The sequence below is a fragment of the Agromyces kandeliae genome (assembly GCF_009674665.1).
Taxonomy (GTDB): domain Bacteria; phylum Actinomycetota; class Actinomycetes; order Actinomycetales; family Microbacteriaceae; genus Agromyces; species Agromyces kandeliae.
On record NZ_WKJD01000017.1, the window covers coordinates 20,808 to 34,908 of the forward strand.

The window sequence follows — 14,101 nt, forward strand, 5'->3', positions numbered from 1 at the left end:
CGCACCTCAGCGCATCACCACCGAAGGAGATCGACCATGAGCGACCGAACCACGACCGCCGCACCCGACGCGGCCACCGCCGCGGCGGGGCCCGCCGCCCCACCCGTCTCGGCCCGCCGTGCCCGCCTGATCGCCGTGATCGCCTGGGCCATGGCGGGCTTCGGCACCATCGCCGGCCAGCTGCACGCGCTGAGCCGCGTCGCCGCGCACCCCGAGGACCTCGAGTCGCCTCTGGTGGCGGCGTGGGCGCGGCCCGCGATCGATGCCCTCCGCCCACTGCTCGACTGGGGCGACCCGACGCTCGTCTACTGGACGTACGGCAAGATCTGGCTGCCGGTCGGCCTCGCGTTCCTGGCCGCGGCGGTCCTCGCGTACCGCGATCGTGGGCCGGTCGGCGCCGAGCGAGTGCTGTGGCGCGTGCAGCTCGGCGCGTACGGACTGCTCGTGCTCGCGCTCGCCGGGGACTACTACACGCCGTGGTCCGACGCGTTCTTCCTGGTCGGACTCGCCGCCTTCGCGGTCATCGGGCTCGGCGGCATCCCGTTCGGCATCGTGCTCCTGCGGCGGGGGTTCCGTCCGCGGACGACCGCGTGGTTGCTGATCGCGATGCTGCCGTTCTTCTTCGTCATCACCGAGATCACCTCGATGGGCAGCGCCATGCTCCCGCTGATGTGGGGATGGGCGCTCGCGGCGGAGTCGGTGGCGCGGCGCGCGGCCGCGGCATCCGTCGCGTGATGCACTGCGGGGCGCCCGGGATCGTCCCGGGCGCCCTGCCTGCAGCGGGGCCGGCGTCGTAGAGTCGAGCCATGGGGGAGAACACATTGCACGCTGTCGCGCGGCCGCACCTGAGCGACACGGCGCAGAACTCGGGATGGTCCATCGCGGTGACGGCCGGTGACGGGCGGGTGCTCGACGTCGAGGTCGTGCATCCGAAGGACATCGGCGCGGACGGAGACGAGGCGGCGATCCGCGAGAAGCTCGCGACGCGCTACGACGTCTCGGACCTCGAGTTCTCACGCGGGTTCGAGGACACCGACGACGGACTGCGCGAGCCCGTGATCCGGATCACCGGGCTGCGCACCGCGTCCTAGCCGTCGGCCGAGGCGGGCTCAGGCGCCGCCGGCGACCGGGATCGGCCGGGTCAGCGGCGGCTCCGCGACGCGTCGCGACGCGACGAGCGCGCGGTGCACGCGCCACGCGGCGAACACCGCGACCACGCTCACCCCGAGGTGCATCCAGAGGAACCCGTCGACGAGGCCCGCGCCGAGCAGGACGCCCGCGACGAGCGGTCCGGCCGCGGTGAACGCGGTCTGCAGCGCCGCCATGGTGCCGAGCGTCTGCCCGACCATGCCCTTCGGCGCGAGCGACGCGGTGAGCGGGTTCAGCACGGGACTGTAGATCGTCTCGCCGACCGCGAAGACGCCGTACGTCGTGACGAAGATCGCCGCGGCGAGGCCGGGGGCGAGCTGCGCCGCCGACAGTCCGAGCCACGCGATCACCCAGATCGCGCCGACGCCCATGAGCAGCACGGGCGCGCTGCGCTTGGCGGTGAGGCGCACCATGACCACCTGGATCGCCACGATCACGAGGCAGTTCACGGCTGCCGCGGTGCCGATGACGGTCGGGTCGACGCCGAGCACGGTGATCCCGTATGCGGGCAGCCCCGCCTCGAACTGCGCGTAGAACCCGAGCGCGAGCGTGATGGTCACGATCGCGGTCCAGCGCAGCGCCGGGGTGGCGAAGATGATGCGCAGGATGCCGCGCGAGCGCGCCTCGACGGCGCGGATCGAGCCGGTCGGGTCGGATGCGAAGTCGGTCGGCACGACGGCGCCTCGGCCGGCGAGCCAGATGATGGCGGATGACACGGCGAAGCCCGCCGCGGCCATCAGGAACCCGACGTCGAGCCCGTCGTGCCGGTCGAGGTCGACCAGGAGCCCGGCGATGAACGCGCCGGCGGCCATGCCGAGCGCCTCGCCCGTGAACTTGTACGCGAACACCTTGCGGCGGTCGTCGCTCGAGGACCACTGCAGTGCGAGCACCTGCTTCGCGGGCGCGGCCGCGGAGAGGCCCATGCCGAAGACGAGCATGCCCGCGAGGAAGGCTCCGGGCTCGTCGGCGACGATGAGCGAGGCCGCCGCCGCGGCGCCGATCAGCTGCGCGGCGACGGCGACCCGCACGGGCGGGAACCGGTCGCTCAGCCGACCCGCGAGCGGTGCGGCGACGAGCGCGCCGACCGAGAAGAGCGATGCGGCGCCGGCCGCGACGAGCGCGCCCCAGTCCCGCGTCTCCGCGGCATAGGCGTACTGGTAGGGCAGGATCCCGCCCCATCCCAGAGATCCGATGCTCGAAGCGAGGACGAGCAGCATCGCGCGCACGGGCGCACCCCTTTCGCGTGGTCGACCGCGAGGTCGATGACGGATGCCGCGGCCGCACGCCGCGGCGACGCCGTCGCCCTCGTGGCTTCGGCGTCGAATACTTCGATGTCGAAATCTTAGCAACCGAAAGACGTGTGCGAGAATTCCCGCATGGCGAGACGCGGGCCGAGTGCGGCCGAGCAGCACCGCAGGGCCGTCGCGGCCTACGTGGCCGCGGGCGGCGAGGAGTCGGTGCAGCGCGTGATCACCGCCGTGCAGAGCCTCTCGAAGAAGCTCGACCAGTGGTACGCCAGGCAACTCGCCGACCTCGACGTCACGGCGGGGGAGTGGGCGGTCGTCGCCACGCTCGCGAAGGACGGCGGCGCGCTCACGCCGAGCCAGCTCGCCGACCTCACCAACGTCGCACCCTCGTCGATGACGCACCGGCTCGACAAGCTCGTCGATCGGGGCCTGGTCGAGCGGACGCCCGACGCCGAGAACCGCACGCGGATCCTCGTGCGGCTCACCGACGGCGGGTGGGAGCTGTTCAGCCTCGCGATCCGCAGCTCCGACGTCGTCGAGTCCGACGTGCTGCAGGACCTCGGCGACGCCGAGCGCGGCGAGCTCGCGCGCCTGCTCGAGGTCGTCATCGCGCGACTCGACGACATCGAGGCCTGAGCTCGGCGCTCGTCCGTTCCCGGTCCAGCCGGCTGCTCAGACCGGGCCAGGCATCGCGCCGCCGGACCCGAGGTGGTCGAGGATCGTCGTGCGCCACTCGGCGAGGTAGCCGGCGTACCCGTCGGCGAAGCGCGCGAGGTCGGCCGCGGCATCCGCACTCATCGCGGTGAGGTCGTAGCCGACGCGGACGAGGCACCCCTCGGCGACATCGGCGAGCTCGACCGTCACGGTGCCCGCCGTCCAGCCCTCGGCGACCCGCGCATACCGCACGGACGCACCGGGCGTGCAGTCGAGCACCACCCACGTCGTCGGGCGGCCGTCGTCGCCGCTCGTCTGCCACACCGTGCCGACCTCGAGGTCGTCGGCCCCTTCGAGGAAGAACCGCGGCACCCACCCGGGCACCCAGAGCTCCTCGCCGCGCGCCGAGAACAGCCGGAACGCCTCGCGTGGCGACAGCGGCAACTCGAACGCGCCGTGCAGGACGGCGCGCGCGCCCTCTCCCGGGTTCGAAGCACCCATCACCGCTCGGCCTCCTCGGCGTTCGGGAAGCGCCAGCGGTGCGGGCGGTCGGCGATCCGGTCGCCGCGGAGGCGCCGGTCGACGTAGTGCATCACGAGTCCGGCGGCGATGAGCGCGGCGCCGAGCGGTGCGAGCGTCGTCCGCGCGATCGCGAGGACGACCTCGAACACGACGGTGGCCGCGCTCCACTCCGCCGTGTTCGCGCCCCACCACGCCGTGAGCGCGTACGGCGCGGCCGCGACGAGCAGGCCACCGGCCAACGCGATGGCGACGCCCCACCAGATCACCGTTCTCGGCATGGACTCCGTGCTCATCGCTCTCCTCGTCGCTCCGTCGCGTGAACGGCCACGCTACCGCGCGCGGATGCGCGAATCGGGCGACGATCGGGCTCGGACCGGGTGACGTCGACCGGCCCGATCAGCCGGCGGTCGGGATCGCGGCGATCGCGTCGACCTCGACCAGGGCGCCCGGCCGTGCGGGAGCGACCGCGAGCACGGTGACCGCCGTCCGGTGCGATCCCCACACGGCCGCGCTCGCGGCGAAGCCGTCGGCCGGATCGATGCCCGGCGCGAGGTGGATCGTGAGCTTCACCACGTGCTCCGGCCCGGTGCCCGCGTCGGCGAGCACCGCGAGCACGTTGCGGAGCGCCTGCTCGGTCTGCGCGCGGAAGCCCGTGAGCAGCGCGCCCGAGGCATCCGTGCCGTTCTGGCCGCCGACGAAGAGCAGCGGACCCGCCGGGGCGATCATCCCCTGCGCGAAGGCCGGACTCGTCGCGAGCTCGGCCGGGTCGACCGGCGTCACGTGGGTGCTCATGCGAGGCTCCTCTCGGATCGCTCCGAGTCTCCCTCCCGCCTCCGACACGACGCCGGTCGATCGCCGGCCGGCGGCGCGCGCGGCTCCCGACCGAGGGTCAGTCGGTCACGGGATCACCCGCTCGATCGCGACCGTCGGATGCAGCGCCCGCCGGTGGCCGACGACACGCGTCGCACCCGCCAGGCGCACGGCGTGCGCGTGCACGAGGTCGCTGCTCGACCGCCCCACCGAGAGCACGAGCTCGCCGGGCTCGACGATCCGCTCGCCGGTGCGCGACGTGAACGACGCGAGGTCGGCGGGCACCGTGAACCGGACGTCGGCGGCGGCGCCCGGCGGCAGGTCGACGCGCGCGAAGCCCACGAGTCGCTGCACGGGCCGCACGACCGATGCCACCGGGTCGTGCAGGTAGAGCTGCACGACCTCGACGCCCCGTCGCTCGCCGGTGTTGCGCACCCGCAGTCGTACGGTCGTCGCACCATCCGTCGCGATCGACGCCTCGTCGCCCGCGAAGGACGACCAGTCGAACGCGGCGTACCCCAGTCCGTGTCCGAACGGGAACGCCGCCGTCGGATCGACGCTCGACACGTCGTTCGCGCGGGCGAGCGGCGGTGCGAGGTACGTCGTCGGCTGCGCGCCCGGCGAGGCCGGGATCGACACCGGAAGGCGCCCGCTCGGGTTCACGCGGCCGCTCAGCACGCCGGCGATCGCACCGGCACCCTCCTCGCCCGTGAAGAACGCCTGCACGATGCCCGCCGCCTCCGACACGGCACGCCCCAGCGCGTACGGGCGCCCGGCGAGCATCGTGAGCACCGCCGGCGTCCCTGAGTCGAGCACCGCGTCGACGAGCGCCTGCTGCGCTCCCGGGAGCGCGAGCGATTCGGCATCGCAGCCCTCGCCGCTCGTGCCGCGGCCGAACAGGCCGGCGCGATCTCCGAGCGCGAGCACGACGACGTCGGCGGATGACGCGAGCTCGACCGCCTCGGCGATGCGGTCGGTCTCGCCGCCGTCCACGCTCGTGCCGACCGCGTGCCGGACCACGCTGCCCGGGAACTCGGCGCGCAGCGCGTCGAGCAGCGTGGGGATGCGGATGCCGATCCCGACGCCCGGGTGCTGGGTCACGACGTGCGTCGGGAACGAGTAGCAGCCGAGCATCGCGTACGGATCGTCGGCGTTGGGGCCGACCACCGCGATCACCGACGGCGCCCCGAGCGGGAGCGTGCCGTCGTTCCTCGCGAGCACGACCGCGCGCTCGGCGAGCTCGCGCGCGAGCGCGCGGTTGCCGGGCGGGTCGAGGTCGATGCGGCCGCGCAGTCGGTCGGCGTGCGCCGCATCGGCGTCGGCGAGGTCGGCGTCGGCGAGGCCGAGCCCGGCGAGCGCGGCCGGCACGGGCGACCAGCCGGCGTCGAGCAGCCCGAGCTCGGCCTTCTGCCGCAGCACGCGGCGCAGCGCGGTGTCGATGAGCCCGGAGTCCACCGCACCGGCTTCGACGGCCGCCCGCAGCGGTTCGCCGAACGCCTTCACGGTCGGGAGCTCGACGTCGAGCCCGGCCTCGAGCGCCGCGGCCGCGGCATCCGCCCAGGTGTCGGCGACGCCGTGCAGCAGCTTCAGGAACGCGACCGCGAAGTAGTCCGCGACGACCGTGCCATCGAAGCCCCAGGTCTCGCGCAGCAGCTCCGTGAGCAGCCACCGGTCCGCGGCGGAGGGCACGCCGTCGAGGTCGGAGTACGAGTTCATGACGCTGCGCGCCCCGCCCTCGCGCACCGCCATCTCGAACGGCGGCAGCAGCACGTCGCCGAGTTCGCGCGGCCCGATCGAGACGGGCGCGAGGTTGCGTCCGGCCTTCGAGGCCGAGTAGCCGACGAAGTGCTTCAGGGTCGCGACGACGCCGGATGCCTCGAGCCCGCGCACGTACGCGGTGCCCACCGTCGCCACGAGGTAGGGGTCCTCGCCGATGGTCTCCTCGACGCGGCCCCAGCGCGCGTCGCGGACGACGTCGAGCACGGGCGCGAGCCCCTGGTGCACGCCGACCGATCGCATGTCGGCGCCGATGCGCCGGGCCATCCGCTCGACCAGCGCCGGGTCGAAGGAGGCGCCCCACGACAGCGGAACCGGATAGGCGGTCGCGCCCCACGCGGCGAAGCCCGCGAGGCACTCGTCGTGCGCGACCGACGGGATGCCGAGGCGGTTCGCACCGGCGATGCGCTGCTGCATGCGCGCGAGCGAGAGCGCCCCGACCGCCGCGTCGACGGGCGCCGTGCCGAACGGCCGCGTGATCTGGCCGAGCCCCGATGGGAGCAGCGCGTCGAGGTCGACGTCGTCGTTCAGGTCGTGCTGGTGCGGGGCGACGTCGCCGCCGCCGTCGTCGGCCGCGCCGACCCAGACGCCGTAGAGCTGCGCGAGCTTCTCGTCGAGCGTCATCTCGGCCACCAGGGCGGCCACGCGCTCGTCGATCGGGCGGGCGGCGTCGCGCCACGCGGCATCCGTCACCTGCGTCGACCCGCCGACGGGGGTCGAACCGTCGAGCGCGGTCATCCCTTCACCGCCCCTTGGAGGCCGCCGACGATGCGTCGCTCGGCGACGAGGAAGAACGCCAGCGCCGGGATCATCGCGAGGGACGTGTACGCGAGCACCGCCGCCGTGTCCTGCGAGTACTGCGTCGAGAACTGCGTGACGCCGAGCGGCAGCGGCCAGAGCTCCTGCGGGAGCGTGCCCGTCGAGATCACGAGCAGCGGCAGCAGGTAGCCGTTCCAGCTGCCGACGAACGCCAGCACGCCGACGGTGACGAGCCCGGGCATCGAGAGGGGCAGGAGGATCCGCCAGAAGAACCCGATGCGGCTCGTCCCGTCGATGGACGCGGCCTCCTCGAGTTCGTCGGGGATGGCGCGGAGGAACGGCACGAGGATGATGATCGTCGTCGGCAGTGCGAAGGCGATCGACGGGATGATGACCCCGAGGTACGATCCGTGCAGGCCGAGCGTGCGCAGCAGCAGCGTGAGCGGCAGCGCGGCGACCGTGAGCGGGAACATGAGCCCGGCGGTGAAGAGCGTGTAGAGCCCCTGGCGTCCGCGGAAGTCGTAGCGCGCGATCACGAACGCCGCCATGATGCCGACGATGACGACGCCGGCGGTCGTGCCGGCGGCGAGGATGACGCTCGCGAGCACGTTGCCCCAGAACCGCTCGGACCCGAGCACGGCCGCCCAGTTCTGCAGCGTCCACGGGTCGGGCAGGCCCGCCGGGTCGGCGTTCAGGTCGGCGGTGGTGCGGAACCCGCCGAGGAAGACGTAGAGCACCGGGCCGATGGCGACGGCGGCGACGACGAGGGCCACGAGGTACACGAACGGCTCGCCCCAGTCGATGCCGCGCCCGGCGCCGCGCCGGGGGAGCTCGGACGGCGGTCGTCCGGTGGTGATGACGGTCGTCGCGGCCATGTCAGCGCACTCCTCGGGTGACGGCGCCGGCGAGGTCGCGGCGGAGGGCGACGCGCTGGTAGATCAGCGCGACGGTGAGCGAGATGAAGAAGAGGATCACGGCGATCGCGCTGCCGTAGCCCGGCTGACCCGCGAACTGGCCCTGCTGCACCATGTAGGTCGCCATGGTCTCGGTGGCCATCCCGCGCACGGTCGGTGCGACGGTGACCCAGACCATGTCGAACAGCTGGAGTGCGCCGATCATGGACAGGAACGCCCAGATGCGGATCGTCGGGCCGAGCAGCGGGATGGTGATGTACCGCTGGATCTGCCACCAGCTCGCGCCGTCGATCGCGGCCGCCTCGGCGAGCTCCTCGGGCACGCCCTGGAGGCCGGCGAGCATGAGGATGATCGCGAATCCGAGGTACTTCCACGTGAGGATCCAGAAGAGCGTCCACAGCGCGATGCCCGGGTCGGCGAGCCAGTTCTGCTGCAGGAAGCCGAGGCCGAGCGACTCGAGCATCGCGTTCACGCCGCCCTGGGGCTGGAGCAGCAGCTTCCACGCGAGGCCGGCGATGACCTCGGCGAGCACGTAGGGGACGAAGATCAGCAGCCGCAGCGCGGTCCGGCCGCGCAGCGGGCGGTTCAGCAGCAGCGCGATGCCGATCGCGAGCGGGCCCTGGATGAGCAGGGACGCGAACAGGATGATGAAGTTGTTGCCGATCGCCCGGACGAACTCGGGGGAGTCGAACGCCCGCTGGTAGTTGGCGAGGCCGACGAACCGGTCGGGCTCGGCGAGCTGCTCCCACCGGAACGCCGGGGGAAGGTTGTAGAGGCTGTAGACCGCGGCGAGGATCACCGGGAGGATCACGAAGCCGAGGAACAGGAGCAGGGCGGGGCCCACGAGCAGGACGACCTCGATGCGCTGCCGCGTCGCGCTCGACCGCGGCCGCCGTCGTCCCGGGGTGGGGGCCGGACCCGCGGCGATCGCGGGCCCGGCCTGCTGGAGCGTTGCGGTCATCAGAGCGTCGCCGCAGCGTCCTGCATCTTCGTGACGATCTCGTCGGGCGTGCCTGAGCCGCCGAAGAGGTTGACGATGCCGTCGTTCATGGCGTTGCCGACGGTGGTGCCGAAGGCCGTGTCGAACCAGAGCTGGACGAAGGACGACGCTGCGAGGCCCTCGGCGACGAGCGTCAGGTTCGGGTCCTCGAGCGAGCTCGTCGCGGCGGGGACCGTGGGGATGCCGGCGCCGCTCGCCGCGAACTTCGCCTGGACGTCCTCGCTCATGATGAACTCGAGCAGCTCCGCGCACTCGGGCGGAGCCTCGGCCGAGCAGGCGAACCCGTCGCCGCCGCCGAGCGCGGCCGTCGGGTCGCCGGCCGAACCCTCGATGCCCGGGAAGGGGAACCAGCCGAGGAACTCGGGCACCTGCTGATCGGGCGTGAGTCCGCCGATGACCCCGGCGTTCCAGTGGCCCATGAGCTCCATCGCCGCCTCGCCGTTGGCCACGAGGCCGGCCGAGCTGCCGGCGCCCTGCTGCGCGGGCGTGCCGAGGAAGCCCTCCTGGAACGGGTCGATGCCGAGGAACTCCTCGAGCTGGTCGCCCGCGTCGACCCAGCAGTCGTCGCTGAAGTCGTACTCGGTCTCGGCGGCCTGCAGCGTCTCGGGCGAGCAGGAGTGCAGGGCGAACTGGTACCACCAGTGCGCGGCGGGCCACTTGTCGCCCGCGCCGACCGCGATGGGCGTGATGCCCGCGTCGCGGAGGGCGCCGACGGCGTCGATCAGCTCGTCGAGCGTGGTCGGGGGCGCGTCGATCCCGGCCTCCTCGAACAGGTCGGTGTTGTACCAGAAGCCCTCGATGCCGAACGTGAAGGGGATGCCGTAGGTGGTGCCCTCGACCTGCCACGGGTTCACGGTCGCGCCCACGCTGTCGATCGTGTCGGGGATGACGTCGTCGAGCGGCATCAGGTAGCCGTTCTCGACCTGGTCGCGGAGCTCGCCGCCCGGCCAGACCTGGAAGAGGTCGGGCGGGTCGCCCGCCGCGAGCGCGTTGGGGATGAGCGTGCGCTGCAGGTCCTCGTTCTGGTAGCCGGTCTGCTCGACCGTGACGCCGGGGTGGGACTCCTCGAACTCCGTGGCGACCTCCTCCCAGACCTCGGGGAGCGGACCGGTCGTGCCGTTGTGCCACCAGGTGAGGGTGACCTCGCCGTCGCCGCCCTCGTCGCCACCGCCGCCGGCGCAGCCGGTGAGCGAGGCGACGGCGAGCCCGGTCGCCGCGGCGAAGGTGACGAGCCGCGTGGTGCTGCGTCTGTTCATCATCGAACCTCTCGAAAATTTCGACCACAACGTCGAAAGTGATCTGGACGTGACGAATATACGCTCGAGCGGTTTTGCGGTCAAGCGCAACATATTCGGCGATGCGCCACCGATTCCCGGCCCGGCGAACCTAGAGTGGTGCGCGTGACCGATCGCAACGGAAGCACCGGGAGTTTCGACGGGGTGCATCGACGCAACCTCGCGCGCATCCTCGGGCTCGTCCACCTCGAGGGGCCGCTCTCCCGAGCACGCATCACCGCGCTCACCGGGCTCAACCGCTCGACGGTCGCCTCGCTCACCGGAGAGCTCGTCGAGCTCGAACTCGTCGAGGAGCGCGCGCCCGACCCCACGAACCGGGTCGGGCGCCCCTCGCCGGTCGTCGCGGCCCACCCGGGCGTCGTCGCCGTGACGGTGAACCCCGAGGTCGACGCCGTGACCCTCGCCGCCGTCGGCCTCGGCGGCCGCATCGACGCGCGCGAGCGCATCGAGGTCGACGACCTGGTCACGCCCGAGCGCACCGCGCTGCTCGTCGCCGACGCGATCCGGCGCTGGCGCGACGGCGACCTCGCCCACGCGCGATTCGCGGGCGTCGGACTCGCGGTGCCCGGCCTCGTGCGCGCCGCCGACGGGCTCGTGCGGTTCGCGCCGCACCTGGAGTGGCACGAGGCGCCCGTGCGCGAGTTCGTCGAGGAGGCCACGGGCCTGCCCGCCGCCGTCGGCAACGACGCGAGCCTGGGTGCGCTCGCCGAGCACCTCTTCGGAGCGGGACGAGGCGTCGACGACCTCGTCTACCTGAACGGCGGCGCGAGCGGCATCGGCGGCGGCCTCGTCGTGCACGGCCGTGCCGTCGGGGGCCGCAGCGGGTACGCGGGCGAGTTCGGCCAGAACCGGCCGGGCATCGCCTCGCACGGGGATCGCCGCGCGGGCGGCGGCGTGCTCGAGGACGAGGTCGGTCGCGCGAGGCTCCTCGAGGCGGTCGGGCTGAGGTCGGCGGACGAGCCGACGCTGGCCGGCGCCATCCGCTCCGCCGTCGACGCCGGCGACCCGGCGATCGCTTCCGAGCTCGATCGCCAGCGACGCATCCTCGCGACCGCCCTCGCGAACGCCGTGAACGTGCTGAACCCGTCGCTCGTGATCCTCGGCGGGTTCCTCGCGACGCTCGCGGAGCAGGATCCGGCCGCGCTGCGGGGTGCGGTGGCCGCCCAGGCCATGCCCGCGGCGATGGAGGACGTCGACGTCGTGGTCGCCGCGCTCGGCGAGGATCGGCTCATGATCGGCGCCGCAGAACTCGCGTTCGCGAGGCTCCTGGCCGATCCGCTCTCGGTCGCCGGCTGAGTCCCGTCGGGGCCCCGCGAACGGAATCCGAATGCGGCTCGGCTTGCGTCACCCGGGGGTCGAAGCGCTAGACTGAGGCCTCAGTCGAATCGATTCGAGGCCATGATGGCCGAGATCGCACCCGGCGGCGCCCCACGGGGCGCCGTTCCTGTTCGCCCGGCGCCCGACGGCGTGCGCCAGCACAGCCGCCTCCGCACGTCCGCACTCCAGCACGCCTCGGGAACCGCCCATGTCCACCGCCTCCATCCCCATCGTCCGCCCGGACGACTACACCGCTCCCCGCCACCCCGGCGACCTCCTGAGCCGCCGCCAGCGACTCGTCTACGTCCTGGTGCTGGGAGCGCTCACCGCGCTCGGCCCGTTCACGGTCGACCTCTACCTGCCGGCGTTCCCTGCGCTGGAGTCCGAGTTCGGCGTCGGTGCCGCTGCCGTGCAGATCACGCTGACCGGCACCATGATCGGCTTCGGCCTCGGCCAGCTCATCGTCGGCCCGTGGAGCGACAAGGTCGGCCGTCGCCTGCCCCTCATCCTCGCGACCGCGCTGCACATCGCCGCGTCGATCGCGGCCGCGCTCGCGCCCGACATCGCCTGGCTCGCCTTCTTCCGCCTCATGCAGGGCTTCGGCGCCGCAGCCGGCGGCGTGGTCGCGATGGCGATGGTCCGCGACCTGTTCGGCGGCAAGCCGCTCGTGCGCATGCTCTCGCGCCTCGCGCTCGTCAACGGCCTCGCCCCGGTGCTCGCGCCGGTCATCGGCTCGCAGTTGCTCGCCTTCATGGACTGGCGGGGCGTGTTCTGGGTGCTCGCCGGCTACGGCGTCGCCGTCGTGCTCTCGGTCGCGTTCCTGATCGTCGAGACCCTGCCCGAGTCCCGCCGCCACGTCGCCGGCCACTCGTCGATGCGCGAGCGCTACCGCGCGCTCTTCCGCGACCGCGTCTACCTCGGTGCCGCGATCATCGGCGGCATGACCTTCACGGGCCTGTTCTCGTACCTGACGACCTCGTCGTTCCTGTTCCAGCAGGTGTACGCGTTCAGCGCGCAGGAGTACGGCCTGCTCTTCGCGGTCAACTCCGTCGGCGTGATCATCGGCGTGCAGACCTCGTCGAGGCTCATCCGCGGGCCGATCCCGCCGCAGTACGTGCTCGCGGGCACCACGATCGTCCACGCCGCGATGGCGATCGCGATCATCGTGCTCGACTCGTCCGGCGCAGGATTCTGGGGCACCGCGATCCCGCTGTGGATCTACATCCTCGCGTGCGGGTTCAGCTTCCCGGCGGTGCAGGTGCTCGCCCTGGCGCACCACGGCGCCGAGGCCGGCACGGCGGCGTCGCTGCTCGGCGCGCTGAACTTCGGCCTCGCCGGCGTCATCTCGCCGCTCATCGGCCTGTTCGGCGTCGACAGCGCGGTGCCGATGGCCGCGTTCATGCTGGGCGCCTCCGTGGTCGCGATCGGCTCGGTCTGGCTGCTCGTGCGCCCCAAGACGGTCCCCGCGCTCAGCGACTGATCGACCCGAGGGGCGGATGCCGCGTGCCGCATGGGCCGCGGCATCCGCTCGTCGCACGCGCCCGGGCGCGGACCGCCGCGGGGTCCGAGGCACGCGGCGCCGGTGCACCGCGGGCTCGCGCCCGCGCGACTAGCGTGTCGACATGAGCGATCCGGACAGCGCCCAGCCCGCAGCGGGGAGGACCTCCGCCGACCACGACGGCGAGACCTCGGCCGAGGTCACCGAACGCGGCCCGGTCGCCCCGACCGGCGAGAGCCTCCACCCGGCGGCCCGCGAGGAGCGCACCGAGCACGTCGGCCGCTTCGTGCCGTTCGCCGCGGGGATCGCGGCGCTCGTCATCGCGCTCGTCCTCGGCATCGTCATCGCGCTCCGCGGTCTCTTCGAGATCGACGAGGAATGGGCGGAGGACATCTTCACGCTCCGCGGGCCGATCGGCGACCTCTTCGCCTACGGGATGAACGCGCTCGGCGGTGGGGTGATCGGGGTGTTCGTCGTCCCGATCGCCATCGCGGTGATCCTGCTCGCGGTCCGGCGACCGTGGGCCGCGCTGTACTTCGTCACGGCGTCCGTCGCGAGTGCGCTCATCGTGCAGTTGCTGAAGAACCTGTTCGGCCGGGCCCGTCCGGAGGACATCATCGTGCTGTCGGACTTCGGCTCCTTCCCGTCCGGCCACGTGGCGAACGCCGCGACGATCGCGGTCACGATCGGCATCATCGTCCCCCGCGGGTGGGTGTGGTTCTGGGGCGTCGTGTACACGGTGCTGATGGCGATCAGCCGCACGTACCTCGGAGCCCACTGGATCACCGACACCATCGGCGGTGCCCTGGTCGGGGCCGGCGCCGCCCTGCTCGTCTGGACGGTCTTCGCCCAGCGGATGGAGCGCGAGCGGCTCGCGCGGGCCGCGGAGATCGGCGAGCGCAACCGCGCGTTCGCGCAGTCCCACGTCACGCCGCCGGCGGTGCCGCGCGCCTAGCTGTACGGGGTTCGTGGGCCGGCATCGGGAATCGGCGGGTCGCGGAGGACCGGCCGTGCGCCCCCGCCGCTCGGGAGGGACTTCCCGGCGACCGTCGGCGTGTCGCATGGCGCCACGCCGACGAGGATCGAGAAGTTCCTCCCGAAGGCGAAGGCGAAGGCGAAGGCGAAGGCGAAGGCGAAGGCGAAGGCGAAGGCGAAGGCGA

15 protein-coding genes are annotated in these 14,101 nt (G+C 72.9%); 7 read left to right on the forward strand and 8 right to left on the reverse strand.

Annotated elements, in window-relative coordinates; translation table 11 throughout:
• Positions 1-36 precede the first annotated feature (36 nt).
• Entirely contained in the window at positions 37-735 is a 699-nt protein-coding gene (locus tag GJR97_RS12705; RefSeq protein WP_154347042.1) for a hypothetical protein, read from the forward strand.
• Positions 736-806: 71 nt separating this feature from the next.
• Complete coding sequence (locus GJR97_RS12710; RefSeq protein ID WP_154347044.1) at positions 807-1,091, forward strand: hypothetical protein; 285 nt, start codon at positions 807-809, stop codon at positions 1,089-1,091.
• A gap of 18 nt (positions 1,092-1,109) precedes the next feature.
• Here GJR97_RS12710 and GJR97_RS12715 read toward each other — a convergent pair whose 3' ends face one another.
• Positions 1,110-2,366 (reverse strand): MFS transporter, encoded by a 1,257-nt coding sequence (locus tag GJR97_RS12715; RefSeq protein ID WP_154347063.1) that lies wholly within the window; start codon positions 2,364-2,366, stop codon positions 1,110-1,112.
• Between the two features lie 159 nt (positions 2,367-2,525).
• On the opposite strand from GJR97_RS12715, the gene GJR97_RS12720 reads away from it, so the two are divergent.
• Positions 2,526-3,032, forward strand: a complete 507-nt coding sequence (locus GJR97_RS12720) for a MarR family winged helix-turn-helix transcriptional regulator (protein WP_154347045.1) — start codon at positions 2,526-2,528, stop codon at positions 3,030-3,032.
• A gap of 36 nt (positions 3,033-3,068) precedes the next feature.
• Here the strand turns inward: GJR97_RS12720 and GJR97_RS12725 are convergent, their stop codons facing one another.
• The 7 genes from GJR97_RS12725 to GJR97_RS12755 form a co-directional block, all read right to left on the reverse strand.
• On the reverse strand, positions 3,069-3,551 hold the full coding sequence (locus tag GJR97_RS12725; protein ID WP_195760707.1) for an SRPBCC family protein: 483 nt from the start codon (positions 3,549-3,551) through the stop codon (positions 3,069-3,071).
• Positions 3,551-3,865: a hypothetical protein gene (locus GJR97_RS12730; protein ID WP_154347047.1), complete on the reverse strand. Its 315-nt coding sequence runs from the start codon at positions 3,863-3,865 to the stop codon at positions 3,551-3,553. Before GJR97_RS12730 ends, GJR97_RS12725 begins: the two co-directional genes overlap by 1 nt.
• A 103-nt stretch (positions 3,866-3,968) precedes the next feature.
• Positions 3,969-4,364, reverse strand: a complete 396-nt coding sequence (locus GJR97_RS12735; protein WP_154347048.1) for a RidA family protein — start codon at positions 4,362-4,364, stop codon at positions 3,969-3,971.
• A 105-nt stretch (positions 4,365-4,469) separates the two neighbouring features.
• Positions 4,470-6,896: a beta-xylosidase/alpha-l-arabinosidase gene (locus GJR97_RS12740; RefSeq protein WP_154347050.1), complete on the reverse strand. Its 2,427-nt coding sequence runs from the start codon at positions 6,894-6,896 to the stop codon at positions 4,470-4,472.
• Positions 6,893-7,792, reverse strand: a complete 900-nt coding sequence (locus tag GJR97_RS12745; RefSeq protein ID WP_154347052.1) for a carbohydrate ABC transporter permease — start codon at positions 7,790-7,792, stop codon at positions 6,893-6,895. Before GJR97_RS12745 ends, GJR97_RS12740 begins: the two co-directional genes overlap by 4 nt.
• Before the next feature lies 1 nt (position 7,793).
• A complete protein-coding gene (locus GJR97_RS12750) occupies positions 7,794-8,792 on the reverse strand; it encodes a carbohydrate ABC transporter permease (RefSeq protein WP_154347053.1) in 999 nt (332 codons plus the stop codon).
• Positions 8,792-10,087 (reverse strand): ABC transporter substrate-binding protein, encoded by a 1,296-nt coding sequence (locus tag GJR97_RS12755; protein ID WP_154347055.1) that lies wholly within the window; start codon positions 10,085-10,087, stop codon positions 8,792-8,794. Before GJR97_RS12755 ends, GJR97_RS12750 begins: the two co-directional genes overlap by 1 nt.
• Here GJR97_RS12755 and GJR97_RS12760 point away from each other — a divergent pair.
• From GJR97_RS12760 to GJR97_RS12775, 4 genes are all read left to right on the forward strand, one after another.
• Positions 10,068-10,235, forward strand: a complete 168-nt coding sequence (locus GJR97_RS12760) for a hypothetical protein (RefSeq protein ID WP_154347057.1) — start codon at positions 10,068-10,070, stop codon at positions 10,233-10,235. The genes GJR97_RS12755 and GJR97_RS12760 overlap by 20 nt on opposite strands.
• Positions 10,232-11,422: an ROK family protein gene (locus tag GJR97_RS12765; protein WP_407643600.1), complete on the forward strand. Its 1,191-nt coding sequence runs from the start codon at positions 10,232-10,234 to the stop codon at positions 11,420-11,422. The genes GJR97_RS12760 and GJR97_RS12765 overlap by 4 nt, the downstream gene beginning before the upstream one ends.
• Positions 11,423-11,651: 229 nt before the next feature.
• A complete protein-coding gene (locus GJR97_RS12770) occupies positions 11,652-12,923 on the forward strand; it encodes a multidrug effflux MFS transporter (RefSeq protein WP_154347059.1) in 1,272 nt (423 codons plus the stop codon).
• Between the two features lie 142 nt (positions 12,924-13,065).
• Positions 13,066-13,896: a phosphatase PAP2 family protein gene (locus tag GJR97_RS12775; RefSeq protein ID WP_154347061.1), complete on the forward strand. Its 831-nt coding sequence runs from the start codon at positions 13,066-13,068 to the stop codon at positions 13,894-13,896.
• The last annotated feature ends 205 nt before the right edge of the window (positions 13,897-14,101 follow it).